Origin of the sequence: Enterobacter cloacae complex sp. I2, from assembly GCF_014896205.1 — a bacterium.
Taxonomy (GTDB): Bacteria; Pseudomonadota; Gammaproteobacteria; order Enterobacterales; family Enterobacteriaceae; genus Enterobacter; species Enterobacter quasihormaechei.
In genome coordinates, this window is the sequence record NZ_JADBRA010000001.1 from 271,552 (window position 1) to 292,111 (window position 20,560).

The window sequence follows — 20,560 nt, forward strand, 5'->3', positions numbered from 1 at the left end:
CGATCGTTAACGCGAAATCCCCTGCCCCACCTTTATGACCGCCGCAATATTCCTTGCGGCCATCTGCACGTTCTGTTGCGCATTTTCCAGCGCGTCCTCCAGGGAACAGATGGTGAAAATAACGCTGAATACGGCATCCAGCCCATGCTCGTGCACCACGCCAACGTCCGCCGTCAGGCTGCCGGCAATGCCGATAACCGGTTTGTTGTAGCGTTTCGCGACTCTCGCTACGCCAACGGGCACTTTGCCGTGGATCGTCTGGCTGTCGATACGCCCTTCGCCCGTGATCACCAGATCGGCGTTCGCGACCTGTTCATCAAGATGCAGCGCATCGGTGACAATCTCAATGCCCTGACGAAGCTGCGCGCCGCAAAAAGCGTACAGCGCCGCCCCCATCCCACCAGCCGCACCGCCGCCCGCCAGGTTTAAAACGTCAATATCCAGATCCCGGGCGATAATTTTTGCGAAATGCGCAAGCGCGTCGTCCAGCGTCCTGACCATTTCCGGCGTCGCCCCTTTCTGAGGACCGAATACCGCAGACGCGCCAGCCTCGCCGATCAGAGGGTTGGTCACATCGCAGGCCACTTCGATTCGGCAGGATGCCAGCCGCTTGTCCAGCCCGCTGAGATCGATATGGGCAAGGCTAGCCAGTTCACCGCCGCCCGGCCCAACGTGCTGCGCTTTAGCATCCAGCAGTTTTACCCCCAGTGCCTGCACCATGCCTGCGCCACCGTCATTGGTCGCGCTGCCCCCAATGCCGATAATGATATGCTTAACGCCCGCGTCCAGGGCATGACGGATGAGTTCCCCGGTTCCCCACGAGGTGGTGATTAACGGGTTACGCTTTGCCGGAGCAACAAGCTCCAGGCCGCTCGCGGCCGCCATTTCGATAAACGCGCTTTGCCCGTCTCCGGATAAGCCGAAAAACCCTTCCACGCGTTCACCCAAAGGCCCGGTAACGGGAACATGGACAAGGCGCCCCTGCGTGGCGGCCACCATGGCCTCCACCGTCCCTTCGCCACCATCGGCAACCGGTAATTTGACGTATTCCGCTGAGGGGAAGATTTCGCGAAAACCGACCTCTATCGCTGTCGCCACCTCAAGCGCGCTCAAGCTTTCCTTATACGAGTCCGGAGCGATAACAATTTTCATAAGCCATCCTTACGCATGTTAGTTACGTTAAGCATACACCACGTAAGGGACCACTCATGGGAGCGGTCCCAATGCGCTTATCGTACCATGCACGGACGTTTATTGTCGAATGACCATTCAGGGATCAGGTACTGCATCGCCAGCGCATCATCACGTGCGCCCAGGCCGTGTTTCTGGTACAGCTCGTGCGCTTTCATGACCTGATCCATATCCAGCTCAACGCCCAGACCCGGCGTGGCGGGAACCTGCACCATACCTCCCTTGATCTCAAACGGCCGTTTGGTCAGGCGCTGGTTGCCCTCCTGCCAGATCCAGTGGGTGTCGATGGCGGTAATGTTGCCCGGCGCAGCGGCCGCCACGTGGGTGAACATCGCCAGCGAAATGTCGAAATGGTTGTTGGAGTGCGAGCCCCAGGTCAGGCCAAACTCGTGGCACATCTGCGCCACGCGAACCGAGCCCTGCATCGTCCAGAAGTGCGGATCTGCCAGCGGAATATCCACCGATTGCAGCGAGAGCGTGTGCCCCATCTGGCGCCAGTCGGTTGCGATCATGTTCGTGGCGGTTGGCAGTCCGGTGGCGCGACGGAACTCCGCCATCACTTCACGTCCGGAGAAACCCTGCTCTGCGCCGCACGGATCTTCCGCGTAGGCCAGCACGCCCTTGAGCTGCTTGCCAATGCCGATCGCTTCATCAAGCGACCAGGCACCGTTCGGATCCAGCGTGACGCGCGCCTGCGGGAAACGCTTCGCCAGCGCGGTAATCGCCTCCGCCTCTTGTTCACCGGCCAGCACGCCGCCCTTCAGCTTGAAGTCGTTGAAGCCATATTTTTCATACGCCGCTTCCGCCAGGCGCACCACCGCGTCCGGCGTCATCGCTTCATCGTGGCGCACGCGATACCAGTCGCATTTTTCGTCCGGCTGGCTCTGGTACGGCAGCGGGGTGAGGTTGCGGTTGCCGATAAAGAACAGGTAACCGAGCATTTCCACTTCGCTGCGCTGCTGGCCGTCCCCCAGCAGGGAGGCAACGTTGACGCCCAGATGCTGGCCTAACAGATCCAGCATCGCGGCTTCAATGCCTGTGACCACATGGATAGTGGTGCGAAGATCAAACGTTTGCAGACCACGGCCACCCGCATCGCGATCGGCAAAGGTGTTACGCACGCTGGTCAGCACATTTTTGTACTCGCCCAGCGCTTTACCCACCACCAGCGGAATGGCGTCCTCCAGCGTTTTACGGATCTTCTCCCCGCCCGGGATTTCACCCACACCGGTGTGTCCTGAGTTGTCCTTGATCACCACGATATTGCGGGTGAAGAACGGCGCGTGAGCGCCGCTCAGGTTCATCAGCATGCTGTCATGTCCCGCGACGGGGATAATCTGCATGGAGGTGACTACAGGGGTAGAAAATGTGCTCATCGTTCGATCCTTTTTTCAGTGACGTCCAAAAACAGGGCGCTTACGGTCAAATGTCCAGCCGGGGATAAGGTACTGCATCGGGCCCGCGTCATTGCGCGCGCCGCCCGGCAATTTTTTATACGCTTCATGCGCCTTGTGGATCTGATCCCAGTCAAGCTCCACGCCCAGCCCCGGCGCATCCGGTACGGCAATGGTGCCGTTTTTGATTTCAAGTGGATTTTTGGTCAGGCGCGCTTCGCCCTCCTGCCAGATCCAGTGGGTGTCGATGGCGGTCGGGTTGCCCGGCGCCGCCGCGCCAACGTGGGTAAACATCGCCAGCGAAATGTCGAAATGGTTATTGGAGTGGCAGCCCCAGGTAAGCCCCCAGTCATCGCACAGCTGCGCCACGCGCACCGCGCCGGAAAGGGTCCAGAAGTGCGGGTCTGCCAGCGGAATGTCCACCGCATTCAGCATCACCGCGTGCCCCATTTCGCGCCAGTTGGTGGCGATCATGTTGGTTGCGACCGGCAGTCCGGTGGCGCGGCGGAACTCCGCCATCACCTCGCGGCCAGAGAAGCCCTGCTCCGCGCCGCACGGATCTTCCGCGTAGGTCAGCACGTCGCCCAGCCCTTTGCACAGCGCGATAGCTTCATCGAGCAGCCATGCGCCGTTCGGATCGACGGTGATGCGCGCCTCCGGGAAGCGTTTTTTCAACGCCCGTACGCTGTCAATCTCCTGCTCGCCCGGCAGGACGCCGCCTTTCAGCTTGAAGTCTTTAAAGCCGTAGCGATCCTGCGCCGCCTCTGCCAGGCGTACCACCGCCTCGGCGTTGAGCGCTTCCTGATGACGCAGGTGATACCACTCGTGGCTGCCTGGGGAGCGATCCAGATACGGCAGATCGGTTTTAGTCCGGTCGCCAATGTAGAACAGATAGCCCAGCACCGTTACCGCATCACGCTGTTTGCCAGGCCCCAGCAGCTCGCAGACGGGCACGTTCAGCGCCTTGCCCAGTAAATCAAGGAGAGCCGCCTCCAGCGCCGCCACCGCGTTAACCCGCAGTTCAAAGGTCCAGGCGCCTTTACCGAAGGTATCAAAATCCGCCGACTGGTTGCCCTTATGCACGTGCTGGACCACCTTGTTCAGGCGGGCGACCTCCTGCCCAACCACCTGCGGGATGGCGTCGACCAGCGTCTGGTAAATCACCTCTCCGCCGGGCGCTTCCCCGACGCCGGTATTTCCTGCACTGTCGGTCAGCACCACGATGTTGCGGGTAAACCAGGCGTTATGCGCGCCGCCAATGTTGAGCAGCATGCTGTCCTGCCCCGCCACCGGGATGACCTTCATCTCCGTTACGATAGGGCTTGATTGCGTTGTCATCATCCGCGCTCCCCAACAGGTTTCAGTTCGATACGTTTGATATCACCCACCAGCACCAGGTAACTGAGTACCGCCACCAGCGCATGGACGCCAACATAAATCAGCGCGCCGTTGAACGAGCCGGTGGTGCCGACGATGTACCCGATAGCGATTGGAGTGACAATGCCGGAAATGTTGCCAAACATGTTGAACAGACCGCCGCTCAGGCCGCTGATCTCTTTCGGCGCGGTGTCTGCCATCACAGCCCAGCCCAGCGCGCCAATGCCCTTACCGAAGAAGGCCATCGCCATAAAGCCGATGATCATCCACTCCGCGCTGACGTAGTTACAGAACACCATGGTCATGGAGAGCAGCATCCCGAGCACGATGGGCGTTTTACGCGCAATGTTCAGCGAACCGGTACGACGCATCAGCCAGTCGGAAATAACCCCGCCGAGGACCCCGCCCACAAAGCCACAGATGGCCGGTACGGAGGCGACAAACCCCGCCTTCAGAATCGACATGCCGCGCGCCTGCACCAGGTAAACCGGGAACCAGGTGATGAAGAAGTAGGTTAACGCGTTAATGCAGTACTGGCCGAGATAGATGCCGATCATCATACGTGAGCCGACGAGCTGCTTGATCTGCGCCCATTTCTGGCTGAACGGGACCTTAGCCTTTTGGGTTTTCTGATCCATGTTGATCAGCGCCCCGCCTTCCGCAATATAGTCCAGCTCTTTCTTGTTCACGCCCGGGTGCTGGTTTGGTTCGTGGATCACCTTCAGCCAGATGAAGCTGATGACGATTCCCAGCCCGCCCATGAAGAAGAAGACGTGTGACCAGCCCACTTCATGCGTCAGCCAGCCCATGATGGGCGCGAAAATGACCGTTGCAAAGTATTGCGCCGAGTTAAAAATGGCTACCGCCGTTCCCCTCTCCTGCGCCGGGAACCAGGCGGCCACGATGCGGCTGTTACCGGGGAAAGACGGCGCTTCCGCTAAGCCCACCAGGAAGCGGAGGGTAAAGAGCGCAATGATGATGCCGAAGCCGCTGAAGATATCCACGAAGCCCTGCAACAGGGTGAACATCGACCAGATAAAGATGGACCAGAAGTAGACCCGTTTTGAGCCGAAGCGGTCAAGCAGCCAGCCGCCAGGGATTTGACCGATAACGTAGGCCCATGAAAATGCGGAGAAAACATAACCCATACCAACCGGATCGAGCCCGATGTCTTTTGCCATCTCAGAGCCGGCAATGGACAACGTGGCGCGGTCGCCGTAGTTGAAAGATGTGACGATAAACAGCATCACCACTATCCAGTAGCGAGCGTTGGTGCGCTTCTCAGCGCTGCTCGCCGCGTGGCTTAATGTACTCATTGTTGCACTCCTGAAACATAGCTTTCGCCTGGTTCATTCTGTACAGCACCTGTAGGGTAATCAGAATGAGAGATTGGTGTTTGGTTTTGGTACGGCATCAAGCCGTTTTATAGTGACGAGAAAAGTATATGAAGGAGTGATGCGTTCTCTCACCGTGCAGGAACACAACATTGAAGAGTGTGGGGAACGTGGTTTGGGGCATAAGCCCAAAGTGATGGAAGATACTTCACGGAATTGAGGATTTGGTGCGGCTTTGTTGCCGGGTGGCGGCTACGCCTTACCCGGCCTACGAAACTATTTAAGAAGCGTTGCCCAGTGTTCAACCCACGGGTTCGACACGCTTTCCGGTTCAGGGTGCTCGCCGGCGTCGATCAGCAGCATCTCGCCGACGCGCTGAGCGCTCTGTTCCTGCAACAGCGCATCGAACTGCTTGCCGCCGCCGCAGAAGTTTGCATACGAGCTGTCACCCAGCGCGATGATGCCGTAATGCACGTCCGGCTGGTAGCCAAGCCGATCTTTAATCCCCTGGAAAAGCGGCATGATGCTGTCCGGCAAATCGCCCTGCCCCGTGGTCGAGGTCACGATAAGAATGTATTTATCGGCGTACTTTTCCCAGTCTGCCAGCTCCGGATCTTCATAGACCGTGGCTTTATGACCCTGATTGACGAGGATTGCTTCCGCTTCCTCCGCCACCAGCAGCGAGTTGCCGTACATCGTGCCGACAAAAATACCTACTTCAGCCATGCTTTGCTCCCGTCATTATTGCGCTTGCTGTTCATCCTGAACGTTGCCTGCGGCAAACTCAACCCTTTCATTTTCGGGGAGTTGTCCCAGCCAGCCAAACTGTGACAGCGCCTGCATCCAGACCTCATCCAGCCCCGCACGAATAGTCAGCGGTTCGCCGGTAAACGGATGCGTCAGGCGCAGCTCGCTGGCGTGCAGCATCAGCCGGTTGCAGCCAAAATGCTCTGCCGCACTGCGGTTCTGGCGCAGATCGCCGTGCTTGCTGTCGCCGATAATCGGATGGCGCAGGTGCGCAAGGTGGCGGCGAAGCTGGTGCTTGCGCCCGGTTTTGGGCAAAAGCTCAACCAGACCGTAGCGCGTGGTAGAAAATTTGCTGGTCGCCACCGGCAGTTCTGTGGTCGCCATACCGCGATACTCCGTCACCGCAGGCTGCGGGCCTTTATCCTCGCGGGCAAATTTATCGGCGATTTTATCCAGTTCCTCCACCAGCGGATAATCCAGCGTGGCGGAATCCGTCAGCCAGCCGCGCACAATGGCGTGGTAGCGCTTCTGGATCTGGTGCTGTTCAAACTGCTGCGACAGCAGGCGCCCGGCCTCGCTGGAAAGTCCCATCAGCAGAACGCCAGAGGTTGGCCGATCCAGACGATGGGCAGTAAAGACGTGCTGACCAATTTGATCGCGCACGGTTTGCATCACCACCACTTTCTCATCGCGATCGAGCCAGCTTCTGTGTACCAGCCAGCCGGACGGTTTATTCACCGCCACCAGCCACTCATCCTGATACAGGATCTCAAGCGTCATGCATCGTCACCGGCGAAAAGCGTATCCAGCTTTTCCAGCTCAACCAGCATAACGTCGCGCGCCGGGTGGGTCGCCTCCAGCGCCATTTCGTAATAGGGAGAGACGGCAAACGCCTGGGGCAACGCGTGTCCCCCTTCCAGCAGCGCGTGCATGCGCGGAATTAATACCCACTGGAGCCATTCGAACGGGGACAGCGTATCCAGACAAAACGGTTGGGTGCTGGCGAACGCTTCTGGCTGCGGCGCATTTTCCTGCCACAGCTGATGCTGGCGCATAAGGGCTTCGATGGCGTGCAATTGCGCACGAACGCTATCGTGATGCGTCATAGTAACCTCAACTGAAAAACGGAATGGCGCGAAGCATAGCATTGCGGAAGGCAGAAATAAAAAAAGGGAGCACTGTAAAAACAGTGCTCCCGGTTCGTTTCGCAGCATTCCAGCTACAATACGTGCTCCCTGCTCATCCGTGACAACTTTTCCTGATGCCCGAAGGCCTGGTCATCCCTTTACCTTTTGCTTCCTGCTCACATCGTCCTGATGTGTAGGTTTCATCCTGAAACGTCCTGGCCATCCTGACCCACCGACCATCCTGACCGGCTCTCGTTCTCCTTCCTGGAGGTGTCCCTTACGCATCCTGCGTGATCCACTTTGCTTCATCCTGAAGCCTTCCTGCGGCGTCGTCCTGACGTGTCCCTGATAAGAAACGCCATCATCCTGATGTTCGTTTCTTGCGTCGGCATCCTGTCGACAGAGATAGAATCCGCTATTCTGCGTCGTCTTACAACCCACCTTGTGTGCAGTGTAAGCCAGGCGAAACGGACGTTATCGATTAAGAAAATCGCTAACCTGTTGAAAGAAAAGTTAATATTAATCTTAAATTCATAAGACAATGCTAATTGTTTCGGCGATGTCTCACAGAGCGTGTAAGAGATCTCTCACACGTCCAGTAGCATCATGGATTACAGAAGCGGCTCAAGGCGGGTGAGGAAATCCGCAAGTGAAGGCGCGAGAACGTCGCGATTGCGGGTGCCGAGCGTCTCTTTAATCACCTCGCCAGAGAGGTTGCAGACAGAAATGACGTCCAGTTCACTGTCGAGCGTCGCAATAAAGAGAGTCGGAGAGAGCTTAAGGCGTTTTTGCGTGACCAGGTGACCAATGAGGTTTTCCTGAACGCGCTGAAGATCGTCTTCGCTCCAGGTTTGCAGCAGCGTCAGCGGCTGTCGTGCAAAGCATGCCGTCATATCCCCGGCAAACTGCGTGGTATAAAACGCATGAAGCGCAGGTTGTACCACAATGTCCATGGCGCGTTCAACCGCATTTACGTTCTGCTCGCCCGCGAACGGTTTCGGTTGCCAGAGTACGTAATCATCCTGCGAAGCGATAATGCACGGTGACGGCACGCCATATAATTCAGTGCTTTGCGGCCACGTCCCCCGCTTTTCATGCCAGGCATCGCAATAGCGGGTCGTGAAGCTCGTCAGGGCATTTGCAGTTTCGATATCCACCGATTTCTCTCTTCTTGTAAGACAGGATAAACTCAGCCCCTAAGTGTACCTGTAAAGTGGCTATGAAACATGTCTTACGAAAATCATCAGGCGTTAACGGGCTTAACGCTGGGTAAATCGACCGATTACCGCGACACCTACGACGCAAGCCTGCTTCAGGGCGTGCCGCGCAGCCTGAACCGCGATCCGCTTGGCCTTCACGCCGATGTGCTGCCGTTTGTTGGCGGCGATATCTGGACGCTGTATGAACTCTCCTGGCTGAACGCGCGCGGGCTGCCGCAGGTGGCCGTGGGCCACGTTGAGCTGGACTACGCCAGCGTGAACCTGGTCGAGTCCAAAAGCTTTAAGCTCTATCTCAACAGCTTCAACCAGACCCGATTCAACAGCTGGGACGAGGTTCAGCAAACGCTGGAGCGGGATTTAGCCGCCTGCGCGCAGGGGAACGTATCCGTCTCGTTATACCGTCTGCACGAGCTGGAAGGACAGCCCATTGCCCATTTCCACGGCACCTGCATCGACGACCAGGATATTGAGATAGAGAGCTACGAATTTAGCGCCGACTACCTCGAAAACGCGGCGAGCGGAAAGCGTGTGGACGAGACGCTGGTCAGCCACCTTCTCAAATCCAACTGCCTCATTACCCACCAGCCGGACTGGGGCTCCGTTCAGATTCAGTATCGCGGCCCGAAAATTGACCGGGAAAAGCTGCTGCGTTACCTGGTGTCGTTCCGCCACCACAACGAATTCCACGAGCAGTGTGTGGAACGCATCTTCAATGACATCCAGCGTTTCTGCCAGCCTGAAAAGCTGAGCGTTTATGCCCGCTATACCCGTCGTGGGGGTCTGGATATCAACCCGTGGCGCACCAATACCGATTTTGTGCCTGCCACCGGACGGCTGGTGCGCCAGTAAGATAAATATTTTCACAATATGCGGGCGGTATTCCGCCCGAAGTGTTGTGAAACGTCATAAGCCAGGGCTATTGTAATCAACAGGGAAAGACGATAATCGTCCCATAAGGAGCTCACTTGATTACACATATTAGCCCGCTTGGCTCTATGGATATGTTGTCGCAGCTGGAAGTGGACATGCTTAAACGCACCGCCAGTAGCGACCTTTATCAACTGTTTCGTAACTGTTCACTTGCCGTACTGAACTCCGGAAGCCTGACCGACAACAGTAAAGAGCTGCTGTCCCGCTTCGAAAGTTTTGATATCAACGTGCTGCGCCGCGAGCGCGGCGTGAAGCTGGAAGTGATCAACCCGCCGGAGGACGCTTTTGTCGACGGGCGTATTATTCGCTCACTTCAGGCCAACCTGTTTGCCGTGCTGCGCGATATTCTGTTTGTTAACGGACAGATCAGCAACGCCGGTCGTTTCCAGCATCTTGATCTGGAAAGCTCCGTTCATATCACCAACCTGGTCTTTTCCATTCTGCGTAACGCCCGTGCCCTGCACGTGGGCGAGGCGCCGAACATGGTCGTCTGCTGGGGCGGTCACTCCATTAACGAAACCGAATATCTGTACGCCCGCCGCGTGGGGACTCAGCTCGGCCTGCGCGAGTTGAACATCTGTACCGGCTGCGGTCCTGGCGCGATGGAAGCGCCGATGAAAGGCGCGGCAGTAGGACACGCGCAGCAACGCTATAAAGATGGTCGCTTTATCGGCATGACCGAGCCGTCGATCATTGCCGCTGAGCCGCCTAACCCGCTGGTTAACGAACTGATTATTATGCCGGATATCGAAAAGCGTCTTGAGGCGTTTGTCCGTATCGCGCACGGCATCATCATCTTCCCGGGCGGCGTAGGCACGGCGGAAGAGCTGCTTTATCTGCTGGGGATCCTGATGAACCCGGCCAATAAAGACCAGGTTCTGCCGCTGATCCTGACCGGCCCGAAAGAGAGCGCCGACTACTTCCGCGTGCTGGACGAGTTTATCGTGCATACGCTGGGTGAGGACGCGCGCCGTCACTACCGCATTATCATTGACGATGCCGCAGAAGTGGCCCGTCAGATGAAAAAAGCGATGCCGCTGGTGAAAGAGAACCGTCGTGATACCGGGGATGCCTACAGCTTTAACTGGTCCATTCGTATCGCACCGGATCTCCAGATCCCCTTCGAGCCGTCGCATGAGAACATGGCGAACCTGAAACTCTATCCGGATCAGCCGGTGGAAGTGCTGGCTGCCGACCTGCGTCGCGCCTTCTCCGGCATTGTGGCGGGGAACGTGAAAGAGGTGGGGATCCGCGCGATTGAAGAGTTCGGGCCGTATAAGATCCACGGTGACCCGGAGATGATGCGCCGTATGGATGACATGTTGCAGGGCTTTGTCGCCCAGCACCGCATGAAGCTTCCAGGCTCCGCCTATATTCCGTGTTACGAAATCATCAAGTAAAGCGTCATTTCCTTCCACTCAAGCCGGATCGTCATCCGGCTTTTTTATTAGTGATGCAATTCATAGCGCTCTTAAATGTTATTAGCAAATCTGACGCCAACGCAAACGATTACCTGGTTTCTGAAACCGTAAATAATCAGCCTTAATCAAAATTACCCGCCAGAAAATACTAAAATCCCATTTCTTTACAGCGAAAGACACCTATCTCGCGGGCCAGCCTTTTCTAAAACATGTTGTTAATGGTAGCCTTCGCGCCCGTAAATTCTCTTTGATGTTTTTTTAACAGATAATTGGTCTAAAGATGCCCACATCATAAGTGGATTATTGCATTTGGGATCGCGATCACTGATAGATTCATAACTAGAATGTATCTTTCCGCCCGCCAATAGTTACGGGCAAAAATTATTAAAAAACCGTCACTGAACGAATTTCATATTACCGTCAGGCACTTTTTCATCGGATTTGACTAAAAACCTGACAATTTGCTTCCTCCAGGAGATACAGATGGAAACCACTCAAACCAGCACCGTTGCTTCGATTGATTCCCGAAGCGGTTGGCGCAAAACGGATACCATGTGGATGCTTGGCCTTTACGGCACGGCAATCGGCGCTGGTGTACTGTTCCTTCCTATCAACGCGGGCGTCGGCGGTCTGATCCCGCTGATCATCATGGCAATCATCGCTTTCCCGATGACCTTCTTTGCACACCGCGGCCTGACCCGCTTCGTGCTGTCCGGTAAAAACCCGGGCGAAGACATCACTGAAGTTGTTGAAGAACACTTCGGCGTCGGCGCAGGTAAGCTGATTACCCTGCTCTACTTCTTTGCGATTTACCCGATTCTGCTGGTTTATAGCGTCGCTATCACCAACACCGTTGAAAGCTTCATGATGCATCAGCTTCAGATGACCCCGCCGCCGCGCGCGATCCTCTCCCTGATCCTGATCGTCGGTATGATGACCATCGTGCGCTTCGGCGAGCAGATGATTGTGAAAGCGATGAGCGTGCTGGTATTCCCGTTTGTTGCGGCCCTGATGGTGCTGGCTCTGTACCTGATCCCACAGTGGAACGGTGCTGCCCTGGAAACCCTGTCTCTGAGCAGCGCATCCGCGACCGGTAACGGCCTGCTGCTGACCCTGTGGCTGGCAATCCCGGTAATGGTGTTCTCCTTCAACCACTCACCCATCATCTCCTCCTTCGCGGTAGCGAAGCGTGAAGAGTACGGCGACGGCGCAGAGAAGAAGTGCTCCAGCATCCTGGCTCGCGCGCACATCATGATGGTACTGACCGTAATGTTCTTCGTGTTCAGCTGCGTGCTGAGCCTCTCCCCGGCGGATCTGGCGGCGGCGAAAGAGCAGAACATCTCTATTCTGTCTTACCTGGCAAACCACTTTAACGCACCGCTGATTGCGTGGATGGCACCGATTATCGCGATTATCGCCATCACCAAATCCTTCCTGGGCCACTACCTGGGCGCACGTGAAGGCTTCAACGGTATGGTGATTAAATCTCTGCGCGGTAAGGGCAAGAGCATTGAAATCAACCGTCTGAACAAAATCACCGCGCTGTTCATGCTGGTGACCACCTGGGCGGTAGCCACCCTGAACCCAAGCATTCTGGGCATGATTGAAACCCTGGGCGGCCCGATTATCGCGATGATCCTGTTCCTGATGCCGATGTACGCGATTCAGAAAGTGCCTGCGATGCGCAAATACAGCGGCCATATCAGCAACGTCTTCGTTGTTGTGATGGGTCTGATTGCCATCTCCGCTATTTTCTACTCGCTGTTCAGCTAATACCTCCTGCGCCGTCTGCGGGCGGCGCACTCCTCCCCTCTGACTGAAGCAATGGACGCATCATGATTAGCGTATTCGATATCTTCAAAATCGGTATTGGTCCTTCCAGCTCTCACACCGTCGGACCAATGAAAGCCGGTAAACAATTCACGGATGACTTGATTGCACGCGGCATTTTGCACGACATCACCCGCGTGGTTGTCGATGTATACGGTTCCCTTTCCCTGACCGGTAAAGGCCACCATACCGATATTGCCATTATCATGGGCCTGGCGGGTAACCTGCCGGATACCGTTGATATTGACTCCATTCCTGGCTTTATCCAGGACGTGAACACCCACGGTCGTTTGCTGCTGGCCAACGGCGAGCATGAGGTTGAATTCCCGGTTGACCACTGCATGAATTTCCATGCGGATAACCTGTCGCTGCACGAAAACGGCATGCGCATTACCGCGCTGGTCGGCGATAAAGCGGTTTACAGCCAGACGTATTACTCCATCGGCGGCGGGTTTATCGTCGATGAAGACCATTTTGGTCAAACCAACGGTTCCGCCGTTGAGGTGCCGTACCCGTACAAAAACGCGGCCGATTTACAGCGTCACTGCCAGGAGACGGGGCTCTCTCTCTCCGGCCTGATGATGAAAAACGAGCTGGCCCTGCACAGCAAAGAGGAGCTGGAACAGCACTTCGCTAACGTCTGGGAGGTGATGCGCAGCGGTATTGAGCGCGGGATCACCACCGAAGGCGTGCTGCCGGGTAAACTGCGCGTTCCGCGTCGTGCGGCTGCGCTGCGGCGCATGCTGGTCAGCACCGACAAAACCACCACCGACCCGATGGCCGTCGTCGACTGGATCAACATGTTCGCGCTGGCGGTGAACGAAGAGAACGCTGCGGGTGGCCGCGTTGTGACCGCGCCAACCAACGGCGCGTGCGGGATTGTTCCGGCGGTACTGGCGTATTACGACAAGTTTATCCGCGAAGTGAACGCAAACTCACTGGCGCGCTATATGCTGGTTGCCAGTGCGATTGGCTCTCTGTACAAGATGAACGCCTCCATTTCCGGTGCGGAAGTGGGCTGTCAGGGTGAAGTGGGCGTAGCCTGTTCTATGGCGGCGGCGGGTCTGGCTGAACTGCTGGGCGCAAGCCCTGCACAGGTCTGTATTGCTGCGGAAATCGGCATGGAGCACAACCTGGGGCTGACCTGCGACCCGGTCGGCGGACAGGTACAGGTACCGTGCATCGAGCGTAACGCCATTGCCTCCGTGAAGGCGGTGAACGCGGCACGTATGGCGCTGCGCCGCACCAGCGAACCGCGCGTCTGTCTCGATAAGGTTATCGAAACAATGTACGAAACCGGTAAAGACATGAACGCCAAATACCGCGAAACCTCCCGCGGTGGCCTGGCGATGAAGATCGTCACCTGCGATTAAGCCGGTCAGGAAGCCTCGTTTTGCGAGGCTTCTTCCTGTTTTCCCTCAAGCTATTCGTTTCCCCCTGCCGACAGTGATACCCTTTATCCATTAGCTTTAAGGGAGAATATCTGTGGCTGTTCATTTACTTATCGTCGACGCGCTCAACCTGATTCGCCGAATCCATGCGGTACAGGGCACGCCCTGCAAGGACACCTGCCTGCACGCGCTGGAGCAGCTTATTCGCCACAGCGAGCCGACGCACGTCGTGGCCGTGTTTGACGACGAAGCGCGCAACAGCGGCTGGCGACATCAGCGCCTCCCTGACTACAAGGCCGGACGCGCGCCGATGCCGGACGATCTGCACGCCGAAATGCCCGTTATTCGCGCCGCCTTTGAACAGCGCGGCGTTCCCTGCTGGGGCGCGCACGGCAACGAGGCTGACGATCTGGCCGCAACGCTGGCGGTGAAAGTCACGAGCGCCGGGCATCAGGCGACCATCGTTTCAACCGACAAAGGCTACTGCCAGCTGCTCTCTCCCACGATCCGCATCCGCGACTATTTCCAGAAACGCTGGCTGGACGCGCCCTTTATTGCCGGAGAGTTTGGCGTCTCGCCGGAACAGCTGCCTGACTACTGGGGACTGGCAGGGATTAGCAGCTCCAAAGTACCGGGCGTCGCCGGCATTGGACCAAAAAGTGCCGCACAGCTGCTGACGGAGTTTCAAAACCTGGAAGGCATTTACGCCCGGCTGGATGAGGTACCGGAAAAGTGGCGCAAGAAGCTGGGGGCACACAAAGAGATGGCGTTTATCTGCCGCGAGGTGGCAACGCTACAGACGGATTTACAGCTGGACGGAAATTTGCAGCAGTTACGGTTAGAGCGTTAAAACGATTCAAGGTATTGTAGGCCCGGTAAGCGTAGCGCCACCGGGCATTACAGACGTTATCGCTCGTCGCGACGCCCGCCTACGGCCGCCCACCAGCGACGAATGTGCACCGTCACTTCTTCACGATCGTGATACAGCTGTCGTGCCTGGATTTCCGCGTTAATGCCATGTTCGTCCAGCTGCTGCTGAATATAGGCCAGGTTCTGCGACACCTCTTCGTAGCGCTTTTTCATCGGCAGCTTGAGGTTGAAAATCGTCTCACGACACCAGCCGTTTACCAGCCAGGAGGCCATCAGCGCCGCGACTTTCGCCGGTTTTTCTACCATGTCGCACACCATCCAGGAGATGTTGTTGCGGTTCGGGCGATAGCGGAAACCGTCCTCGCGCAGCCAGGTGACCTGCCCGGTATCCATCAGGCTTTGCGCCATTGGGCCGTTATCCACAGATGAAACCCACATGTTGCGTTTCACCAGCTGATAGGTCCAGCCGCCAGGGCACGCCCCGAGATCGACCGCATACATGCCGTTTGCCAAGCGTTCGTCCCACTCGTCGGCCGGGATAAAGACGTGGAACGCCTCTTCCAGCTTCAGGGTTGAACGGCTCGGCGCGTCCGCCGGGAAGCGCAGACGTGGGATCCCCATAAAGAACGGCGAGTTGTTGGTGGTATACGAGTAGCCTGCGTAGCAACACCCTGGCGCAATAAAGAAGATATGCACGACCGGACGCTTTGGCGTTTCGTAGTTTGTCAGCACGCCCGCATCGCGCAGCGCCGCGCGCAGCGGCACGGTGAACTTGCGGCAGAACTTCATCAGCTCTTTGCTTTCGTTGGTGTCGGCCACTTCCACGCGTAAATCGCCGCCCTTCTCCACCACGCCTTGTAACATGCCCACAATCGGCGTGATGCGATCGTCCGGCGGGAGATCTTTCAGCAGTTCGCCCGCGACAAACATCTGGCGGGCGAAAATCAGCGAGCTGAACGGCAGCTCGCGCGCCAGCTTGTCGGCGTCATCAGGCTGATAGCATTCAAATACCACATAGCCCGCGTTCTCTTTGACGCGAGCAAATCCGAAGACTTCACGCTTCCCCGCTTTATCGGTGATTTCCGCGGCGCACTCTTTCTCAAACCCCGGGCGACAATATAAAACAACCTTATTCATGAACAACGCCCTTGCGTTTCAGACGGATAGCTCCGATAAACATTAATACCCAACCCGCCAGGAAGCTGACGCCGCCGACAGGTGTAACAAACGCCCACAGGCGTAAATGCGACAGCGCCAGGCAGTAGAGGCTGCCGCTGAACAGTACGGTACCCAGCGCCAGAAAGACGCTGCTCCAGTAGAACCAGATGCTGATGCGGCGTTGCATCGCCACCGCCAGCCCAAATATTGCCAGCGTGTGGAACGCCTGATATTCAAGGCCGGTCTGGATCCAGCCCATCTCCACAACGCCCAGAGATTTGCTTAACACATGCGCGCCAAACGCGCCCAGAGCTACAAAAATAAAGCCACTTACTGCGGCGAAAATCAGCATGAATCGGCTGGTCATGTTTAAGTCCTGAATTAATGCGTGCCCGGCACACAAACGTTATTGTTCATACCTGAAGCGGAATTTTTCTTGCTCGCTTGCCGCTTTCGCCAGTATCCACTGCCGGAAAGCGGCTATTTTACCCAGTTCTGCCTGACTGTCATGACAAACCAGATAAAATGCATTCTTGCTGACCAGAACATCGTTAAACGGGCAAACCAGACGGCCTGCCTCAATTTCGGACTGCGCCATCACGTTGTTTGCCAACGCCACGCCCTGCCCGTGAATGGCAGCCTGTAGCACCATCGCGCTGTGGCTAAAAATAGGCCCCTGCTGCACGTTTATATGATTAAGACCTAACTGACGGGTATAAGTTTGCCAGTCGCGACGCGACGCATCGTGCAAAAGCGTATGTTTCGCCAGATCGGCGGGCGTTTTGAGCGCCTTGTCCCCCGTCAGCAGCAGCGGCGAACAGACCGGCAGCAGATATTCTGCGTATAATTTCTCTACACGCAAGCCCGGCCAGTTGCCGCGACCGTAAAAAATCGCCACGTCCACATCATCTGCCAGCTTGTCTTCCTGACGGTCAACGGCCTGGATTCGGACATCGATTCCCGGATAAGTTGAGTTAAAGCTTGATAGTCGCGGCACCAGCCATTGAATGGCAAAACTGGGCAATAAACTGACCGTCAGGGCACCTTTTGCGCTCCGGGCCTGAAGCTTGCGGGTGGCTTCCGTCAGCTGGGAAAAAATCTCTTTAATATCCTGAAAATAGCTCTGCCCCTCTTCGGTCAACAGCAAGGAACGGTTGCGGCGACGGAACAGCTTAAGCCCCAGAAAATCCTCCAGAGACTTGATTTGATGACTTACTGCGGCCTGTGTCACAAAAAGCTCATCGGCTGCGCGGGTGAAGCTGAGGTGGCGTGCTGCTGCATCAAAAACACGTAATGCATTAAGGGGTGGCAATCGCTTGGACATGGTTATCTGGCTTAGATGTTAACGAGATTTAACATATAGGAAACAACGTTTAACCTATTAGTTTTTTTTATCTGAGCCATTATAATTTGTCCGTTGAGGAACTACCAGCAAATACCTATAGTGGCGGCACTTCCTGAGCCGGAACGAAAAGTTTTTTTGGAATGCGTGTTCTGAAGGGCTTTTGGCTTACGGTTGTGATGTTGTGTTGTTGTGTTTGCAATTGGTCTGCGATTCAGACCACGGTAGCAACGCTACCAATTTTTCACTTCCTGTACATTTACCCTGTCTGTCCATAGTGATTAATGTAGCACCGCCAACTTGCGGTGCTTTTTTTTCGCTTATCTCGCTATTAATGCTCGATTTCTTTCATCTCTTTCACGTCACTGCGGTTGATCTGCTGTTTGTTCCCGTTAGCATCTTTGTATGAAATCATCCCGGTATCATTATCGGTTGTCGGTTTCCCTTCAGAGACGATAGATCGACCATCGTTGGTATGCATGACATAGTTATTACCAGAACAGGCGCTCAGGGCAAAGGTCAACGCACAGGCAGAAATGATTGCAGCTGTCTTTTTCATGATTATCTCCTTTAGCAATTAATGCTATTCAAACCTCGATTTATAACAGGCTAAAACATCCGCCTAACACTATTTAGCATAACCTGCTTTTTCAGACTCGCCAGGATAAGCAGACAAATCTGATAGATATCAACTTCCTTGCCCTGTCGATAAATTTGCGCGACGATCGAAGAATCGATATGAGGAATTCCATGAACGCTTTCAGTCCTGCGCAGTTTCGCGCACAGTTTCCCGCGCTGGCCGATGCCGGTATTTATCTTGATAGCGCCGCCACGGCCCTTAAGCCGCAGGCGGTGATTGAGGCAACCCGCCAGTTTTACAGCCTGAGCGCCGGGAACGTGCACCGCAGCCAGTATGCCGAAGCGCAGCGCCTGACGGCGCAATACGAAGCCGCACGGGATCAGGTCGCGCGCCTGATCAATGCCGACAGTGGTAAGAGCATCGTCTGGACGCGCGGCACCACCGAGGCCATTAACATGGTGGCGCAATGCTACGCGCGTCCGTTGTTGCAGGCCGGAGATGAAATCATTGTCAGCGAGGCAGAGCACCACGCCAACCTGGTGCCGTGGCTGATGGTGGCTGAACAAACCGGTGCACGCGTTGTAAAGCTCCCGCTGGGTGCAGACCTTCTGCCGGACGTGGCGCGTCTGCCGGAGCTGATGACGCCGCGCAGCCGTATTCTGGCGCTGGGGCAGATGTCCAACGTCACCGGCGGCTGCCCTGATCTGGCGCGCGCCATTAAAATTGCCCATGCCAGCGGCGTGGTGGTGATGGTCGACGGCGCGCAGGGAGTGGTGCATTTCCCGGCTGATGTACAGGCGCTGGATATCGATTTCTATGCGTTCTCCGGGCACAAGCTGTACGGGCCAACCGGTATCGGCGCGCTGTACGGTAAACCTGAACTGCTGGCCCGGATGACGCCGTGGCTCGGCGGCGGCAAGATGATTACCGAAGTGACCTTCGACGGCTTTAAAACTCAGGATGTACCTTACCGCCTGGAAGCCGGTACGCCGAACGTGGCCGGGGTTATCGGCCTGAGCGCGGCGCTCGAATGGCTCACAGAAACGGACGTGGTTCAGGCTGAAAGCTGGAGCCGGGGCCTGGCGACGCTGGCGGAAGAAGAGCTTAAAAAACGCCCGGGGTTTCGCTCGTTCCGCGTACAGGACTCCAGCCTGCTCGCCTTTGACTTCGCGGGCGTACACCATAGCGACATGGTCACGCTGCTTGCAGGGTACGGTATTGCCCTGCGTGCCGGACAGCACTGCGCCCAGCCGCTGCTGGCAGCCATGGGCGTGAGCGGCACCCTGCGCGCCTCGTTTGCACCGTACAACACAAAAAGCGACGTCGACGCGCTGGTTTCCGCCGTCGACCGCGCCCTGGAATTACTGGTGGATTAATGACACATTCAGCCTTAGCCGGGCACCCGTTCGGCACCGTTATCACTGAAGAGACGTTGAAACAGACCTTCGCCCCGCTCACGCAGTGGGAGGATAAATACCGTCAGCTGATCCTGCTGGGTAAACAGCTGCCCACCCTGTCAGACGATCTGAAGTCACAGGCGAAGGAGATCGCTGGCTGCGAGAACCGCGTCTGGCTTGGGTTTAGCGTATCCGGTGAGAAGCTGCATTTCTTCGGCGACAGCGAGGGACGCATTGTTCGCGGCCTGCTGGCGGTGCTGCTGACCGCCGTCGAAGGGAAACGCGCCGCAGATCTGCTGGCGCATTCTCCGCTGGCGCTGTTTGATGAGCTGGGACTTCGCGCGCAGCTTAGCGCCTCGCGCGGTCAGGGGTTGATCGCGCTCAACGACGCGGTGCTGGATGCCGCACGTCAGGCTCAGGCCTGACGTTCCGCCTTCGCCATCATCTTCTTCAGGGCGTGAGAGACCGCCACAAAGCCGAAGGAGGCGGTCACCATGGTGGCCGCACCGAACCCAGAGGCGCAGTCCATCCGCTTTGGCCCTTCCGCCGTGCTTTTCATCGCACAGACCGAACCATCCGCCTGCGGATAAACCAGCGCTTCGGTGGAGAACACGCAGTCCACGCCCAGCTTGCCTTTGCTGTTCTTCACCACGTTGAAGTCGCTTTTTAGGCGCTCGCGCAGCTTAGCGGCCAGCGGATCCTGAATGGTTTTCGCCAGATCCGCCACCTGGATCTGAGTCGGATCGATTTGTCCGCCTGCCCCGCCGGTGGTCACCAGCGGCACCTTATAGCGACGGCAGTAAGCGATCAGCGCCGCTTTCGGGCGCACGCTGTCGATGGCGTCAATGACGTAGCTGTAGCCTTTGCTCATGTACTCCGCGACGTTATCTGCCGTCACAAAGTCGTCAATCACCGTTACGCGGCACTCCGGGTTGATCAGACGAATACGCTCCGCCATCACCTCAGACTTCGCCAGACCGACATTATCACGCAGGGCGTGGATCTGACGGTTAGTGTTGGTGACGCAGACGTCATCCATATCAATCAACGTAATTGCGCCAATGCCGGTTCTCGCCAGCGCTTCTGCCGCCCACGAACCCACACCACCAATGCCCACCACGCAGACATGCGCATCCGCGAACAGTTGCAGGGCTTTTTCACCATATAACCGTGCCGTGCCGCCGAAACGCTGGCGCCAGGCATCGCTGATTACCACAGACATAAAACCTCAGATGTAAAAAGGGTGAGGTA

At 56.6% G+C, this 20,560-nt stretch carries 20 protein-coding genes; 7 read left to right on the top strand and 13 right to left on the bottom strand.

The genetic code is table 11. The features are described 5' to 3' along the window. Positions 1 to 6 precede the first annotated feature (6 nt). The 8 genes from IM300_RS01380 to syd form a co-directional block, all read right to left on the bottom strand. Complete coding sequence (locus tag IM300_RS01380) at positions 7 to 1,152, bottom strand: glycerate kinase (RefSeq protein WP_193034954.1); 1,146 nt, start codon at positions 1,150 to 1,152, stop codon at positions 7 to 9. A gap of 77 nt (positions 1,153 to 1,229) precedes the next feature. Next, the gene (gudD, locus tag IM300_RS01385) at positions 1,230 to 2,567 is read right to left on the bottom strand and encodes a glucarate dehydratase (RefSeq protein WP_063869329.1); all 1,338 of its coding nucleotides are present in this window, start codon (positions 2,565 to 2,567) and stop codon (positions 1,230 to 1,232) included. Positions 2,568 to 2,582: 15 nt separating this feature from the next. Next, complete coding sequence (locus tag IM300_RS01390) at positions 2,583 to 3,923, bottom strand: enolase C-terminal domain-like protein (RefSeq protein WP_193035099.1); 1,341 nt, start codon at positions 3,921 to 3,923, stop codon at positions 2,583 to 2,585. Beyond that, entirely contained in the window at positions 3,923 to 5,278 is a 1,356-nt protein-coding gene (gene gudP, locus IM300_RS01395) for a galactarate/glucarate/glycerate transporter GudP (protein WP_063451910.1), read from the bottom strand. The genes IM300_RS01390 and gudP overlap by 1 nt, the downstream gene beginning before the upstream one ends. A gap of 294 nt (positions 5,279 to 5,572) precedes the next feature. After that, positions 5,573 to 6,022 (bottom strand): flavodoxin, encoded by a 450-nt coding sequence (locus tag IM300_RS01400; RefSeq protein ID WP_063869327.1) that lies wholly within the window; start codon positions 6,020 to 6,022, stop codon positions 5,573 to 5,575. Positions 6,023 to 6,037: 15 nt separating this feature from the next. Further along, the gene (gene truC / locus IM300_RS01405) at positions 6,038 to 6,823 is read right to left on the bottom strand and encodes a tRNA pseudouridine(65) synthase TruC (protein WP_193034956.1); all 786 of its coding nucleotides are present in this window, start codon (positions 6,821 to 6,823) and stop codon (positions 6,038 to 6,040) included. Continuing rightward, positions 6,820 to 7,149, bottom strand: a complete 330-nt coding sequence (locus tag IM300_RS01410) for a YqcC family protein (protein ID WP_063451913.1) — start codon at positions 7,147 to 7,149, stop codon at positions 6,820 to 6,822. The genes truC and IM300_RS01410 overlap by 4 nt, the downstream gene beginning before the upstream one ends. Before the next feature lie 632 nt (positions 7,150 to 7,781). Next, positions 7,782 to 8,327 carry a SecY-interacting protein gene (gene syd, locus IM300_RS01415; RefSeq protein WP_193034958.1) on the bottom strand — a complete coding sequence of 182 codons (546 nt, stop codon included), beginning with the start codon at positions 8,325 to 8,327 and terminating at the stop codon, positions 7,782 to 7,784. 69 nt (positions 8,328 to 8,396) lie between these two features. Between syd and queF the strand changes: the two genes are divergently transcribed. The 5 genes from queF to xni all read left to right on the top strand — a co-directional run bounded on the left by queF (position 8,397) and on the right by xni (position 14,812). Further along, positions 8,397 to 9,239, top strand: coding sequence for an NADPH-dependent 7-cyano-7-deazaguanine reductase QueF (gene queF / locus IM300_RS01420; RefSeq protein ID WP_193034961.1), 843 nt, complete (start codon positions 8,397 to 8,399; stop codon positions 9,237 to 9,239). Positions 9,240 to 9,355: 116 nt separating this feature from the next. Then, positions 9,356 to 10,720, top strand: coding sequence for a nucleotide 5'-monophosphate nucleosidase PpnN (ppnN, locus tag IM300_RS01425; protein WP_063451916.1), 1,365 nt, complete (start codon positions 9,356 to 9,358; stop codon positions 10,718 to 10,720). Between the two features lie 504 nt (positions 10,721 to 11,224). Further along, the gene (sdaC, locus tag IM300_RS01430; RefSeq protein ID WP_063869315.1) at positions 11,225 to 12,514 is read left to right on the top strand and encodes an HAAAP family serine/threonine permease SdaC; all 1,290 of its coding nucleotides are present in this window, start codon (positions 11,225 to 11,227) and stop codon (positions 12,512 to 12,514) included. Between the two features lie 62 nt (positions 12,515 to 12,576). Next, positions 12,577 to 13,944 (top strand): L-serine ammonia-lyase, encoded by a 1,368-nt coding sequence (locus IM300_RS01435; RefSeq protein WP_022649219.1) that lies wholly within the window; start codon positions 12,577 to 12,579, stop codon positions 13,942 to 13,944. A gap of 112 nt (positions 13,945 to 14,056) precedes the next feature. Further along, the gene (gene xni, locus IM300_RS01440; RefSeq protein WP_193034963.1) at positions 14,057 to 14,812 is read left to right on the top strand and encodes a flap endonuclease Xni; all 756 of its coding nucleotides are present in this window, start codon (positions 14,057 to 14,059) and stop codon (positions 14,810 to 14,812) included. A 56-nt stretch (positions 14,813 to 14,868) separates the two neighbouring features. Here xni and rlmM read toward each other — a convergent pair whose 3' ends face one another. The 4 genes from rlmM to IM300_RS01460 form a co-directional block, all read right to left on the bottom strand. Continuing rightward, the gene (rlmM, locus tag IM300_RS01445) at positions 14,869 to 15,969 is read right to left on the bottom strand and encodes a 23S rRNA (cytidine(2498)-2'-O)-methyltransferase RlmM (RefSeq protein ID WP_063451919.1); all 1,101 of its coding nucleotides are present in this window, start codon (positions 15,967 to 15,969) and stop codon (positions 14,869 to 14,871) included. After that, entirely contained in the window at positions 15,962 to 16,357 is a 396-nt protein-coding gene (locus tag IM300_RS01450; RefSeq protein ID WP_003862756.1) for a DUF423 domain-containing protein, read from the bottom strand. Before IM300_RS01450 ends, rlmM begins: the two co-directional genes overlap by 8 nt. 39 nt (positions 16,358 to 16,396) lie before the next feature. Beyond that, positions 16,397 to 17,314, bottom strand: a complete 918-nt coding sequence (gcvA, locus tag IM300_RS01455; RefSeq protein WP_063869307.1) for a glycine cleavage system transcriptional regulator GcvA — start codon at positions 17,312 to 17,314, stop codon at positions 16,397 to 16,399. 349 nt (positions 17,315 to 17,663) lie between these two features. Further along, entirely contained in the window at positions 17,664 to 17,891 is a 228-nt protein-coding gene (locus IM300_RS01460) for a YgdI/YgdR family lipoprotein (RefSeq protein WP_015571738.1), read from the bottom strand. Positions 17,892 to 18,082: 191 nt separating this feature from the next. Here IM300_RS01460 and csdA point away from each other — a divergent pair, with 191 nt between their 5' ends. Together csdA and csdE are read left to right on the top strand one after the other, a co-directional pair. Next, complete coding sequence (csdA, locus tag IM300_RS01465) at positions 18,083 to 19,288, top strand: cysteine desulfurase CsdA (protein WP_193034965.1); 1,206 nt, start codon at positions 18,083 to 18,085, stop codon at positions 19,286 to 19,288. Next, complete coding sequence (gene csdE, locus IM300_RS01470) at positions 19,288 to 19,734, top strand: cysteine desulfurase sulfur acceptor subunit CsdE (RefSeq protein WP_063451922.1); 447 nt, start codon at positions 19,288 to 19,290, stop codon at positions 19,732 to 19,734. Before csdA ends, csdE begins: the two co-directional genes overlap by 1 nt. Here the strand turns inward: csdE and tcdA are convergent. After that, positions 19,725 to 20,531, bottom strand: coding sequence for a tRNA cyclic N6-threonylcarbamoyladenosine(37) synthase TcdA (gene tcdA, locus IM300_RS01475; protein WP_006811804.1), 807 nt, complete (start codon positions 20,529 to 20,531; stop codon positions 19,725 to 19,727). The genes csdE and tcdA overlap by 10 nt on opposite strands. Positions 20,532 to 20,560 lie beyond the last annotated feature (29 nt).

Coding starts and splice junctions, on each gene's coding strand:
- truC (WP_193034956.1), bottom strand. CDS start 6,823: ATGACGCTTGAGATCCTGTATCAGGATGAGTGGCTGGTGGCGGTGAAT.
- rlmM (WP_063451919.1), bottom strand. CDS start 15,969: ATGAATAAGGTTGTTTTATATTGTCGCCCGGGGTTTGAGAAAGAGTGC.
- tcdA (WP_006811804.1), bottom strand. CDS start 20,531: ATGTCTGTGGTAATCAGCGATGCCTGGCGCCAGCGTTTCGGCGGCACG.
- csdE (WP_063451922.1), top strand. CDS start 19,288: ATGACACATTCAGCCTTAGCCGGGCACCCGTTCGGCACCGTTATCACT.
- IM300_RS01435 (WP_022649219.1), top strand. CDS start 12,577: ATGATTAGCGTATTCGATATCTTCAAAATCGGTATTGGTCCTTCCAGC.
- IM300_RS01450 (WP_003862756.1), bottom strand. CDS start 16,357: ATGACCAGCCGATTCATGCTGATTTTCGCCGCAGTAAGTGGCTTTATT.
- IM300_RS01400 (WP_063869327.1), bottom strand. CDS start 6,022: ATGGCTGAAGTAGGTATTTTTGTCGGCACGATGTACGGCAACTCGCTG.
- IM300_RS01390 (WP_193035099.1), bottom strand. CDS start 3,923: ATGACAACGCAATCAAGCCCTATCGTAACGGAGATGAAGGTCATCCCG.
- gudD (WP_063869329.1), bottom strand. CDS start 2,567: ATGAGCACATTTTCTACCCCTGTAGTCACCTCCATGCAGATTATCCCC.
- IM300_RS01460 (WP_015571738.1), bottom strand. CDS start 17,891: ATGAAAAAGACAGCTGCAATCATTTCTGCCTGTGCGTTGACCTTTGCC.
- gudP (WP_063451910.1), bottom strand. CDS start 5,278: ATGAGTACATTAAGCCACGCGGCGAGCAGCGCTGAGAAGCGCACCAAC.
- csdA (WP_193034965.1), top strand. CDS start 18,083: ATGAACGCTTTCAGTCCTGCGCAGTTTCGCGCACAGTTTCCCGCGCTG.
- sdaC (WP_063869315.1), top strand. CDS start 11,225: ATGGAAACCACTCAAACCAGCACCGTTGCTTCGATTGATTCCCGAAGC.
- gcvA (WP_063869307.1), bottom strand. CDS start 17,314: ATGTCCAAGCGATTGCCACCCCTTAATGCATTACGTGTTTTTGATGCA.
- queF (WP_193034961.1), top strand. CDS start 8,397: ATGTCTTACGAAAATCATCAGGCGTTAACGGGCTTAACGCTGGGTAAA.
- IM300_RS01410 (WP_063451913.1), bottom strand. CDS start 7,149: ATGACGCATCACGATAGCGTTCGTGCGCAATTGCACGCCATCGAAGCC.
- IM300_RS01380 (WP_193034954.1), bottom strand. CDS start 1,152: ATGAAAATTGTTATCGCTCCGGACTCGTATAAGGAAAGCTTGAGCGCG.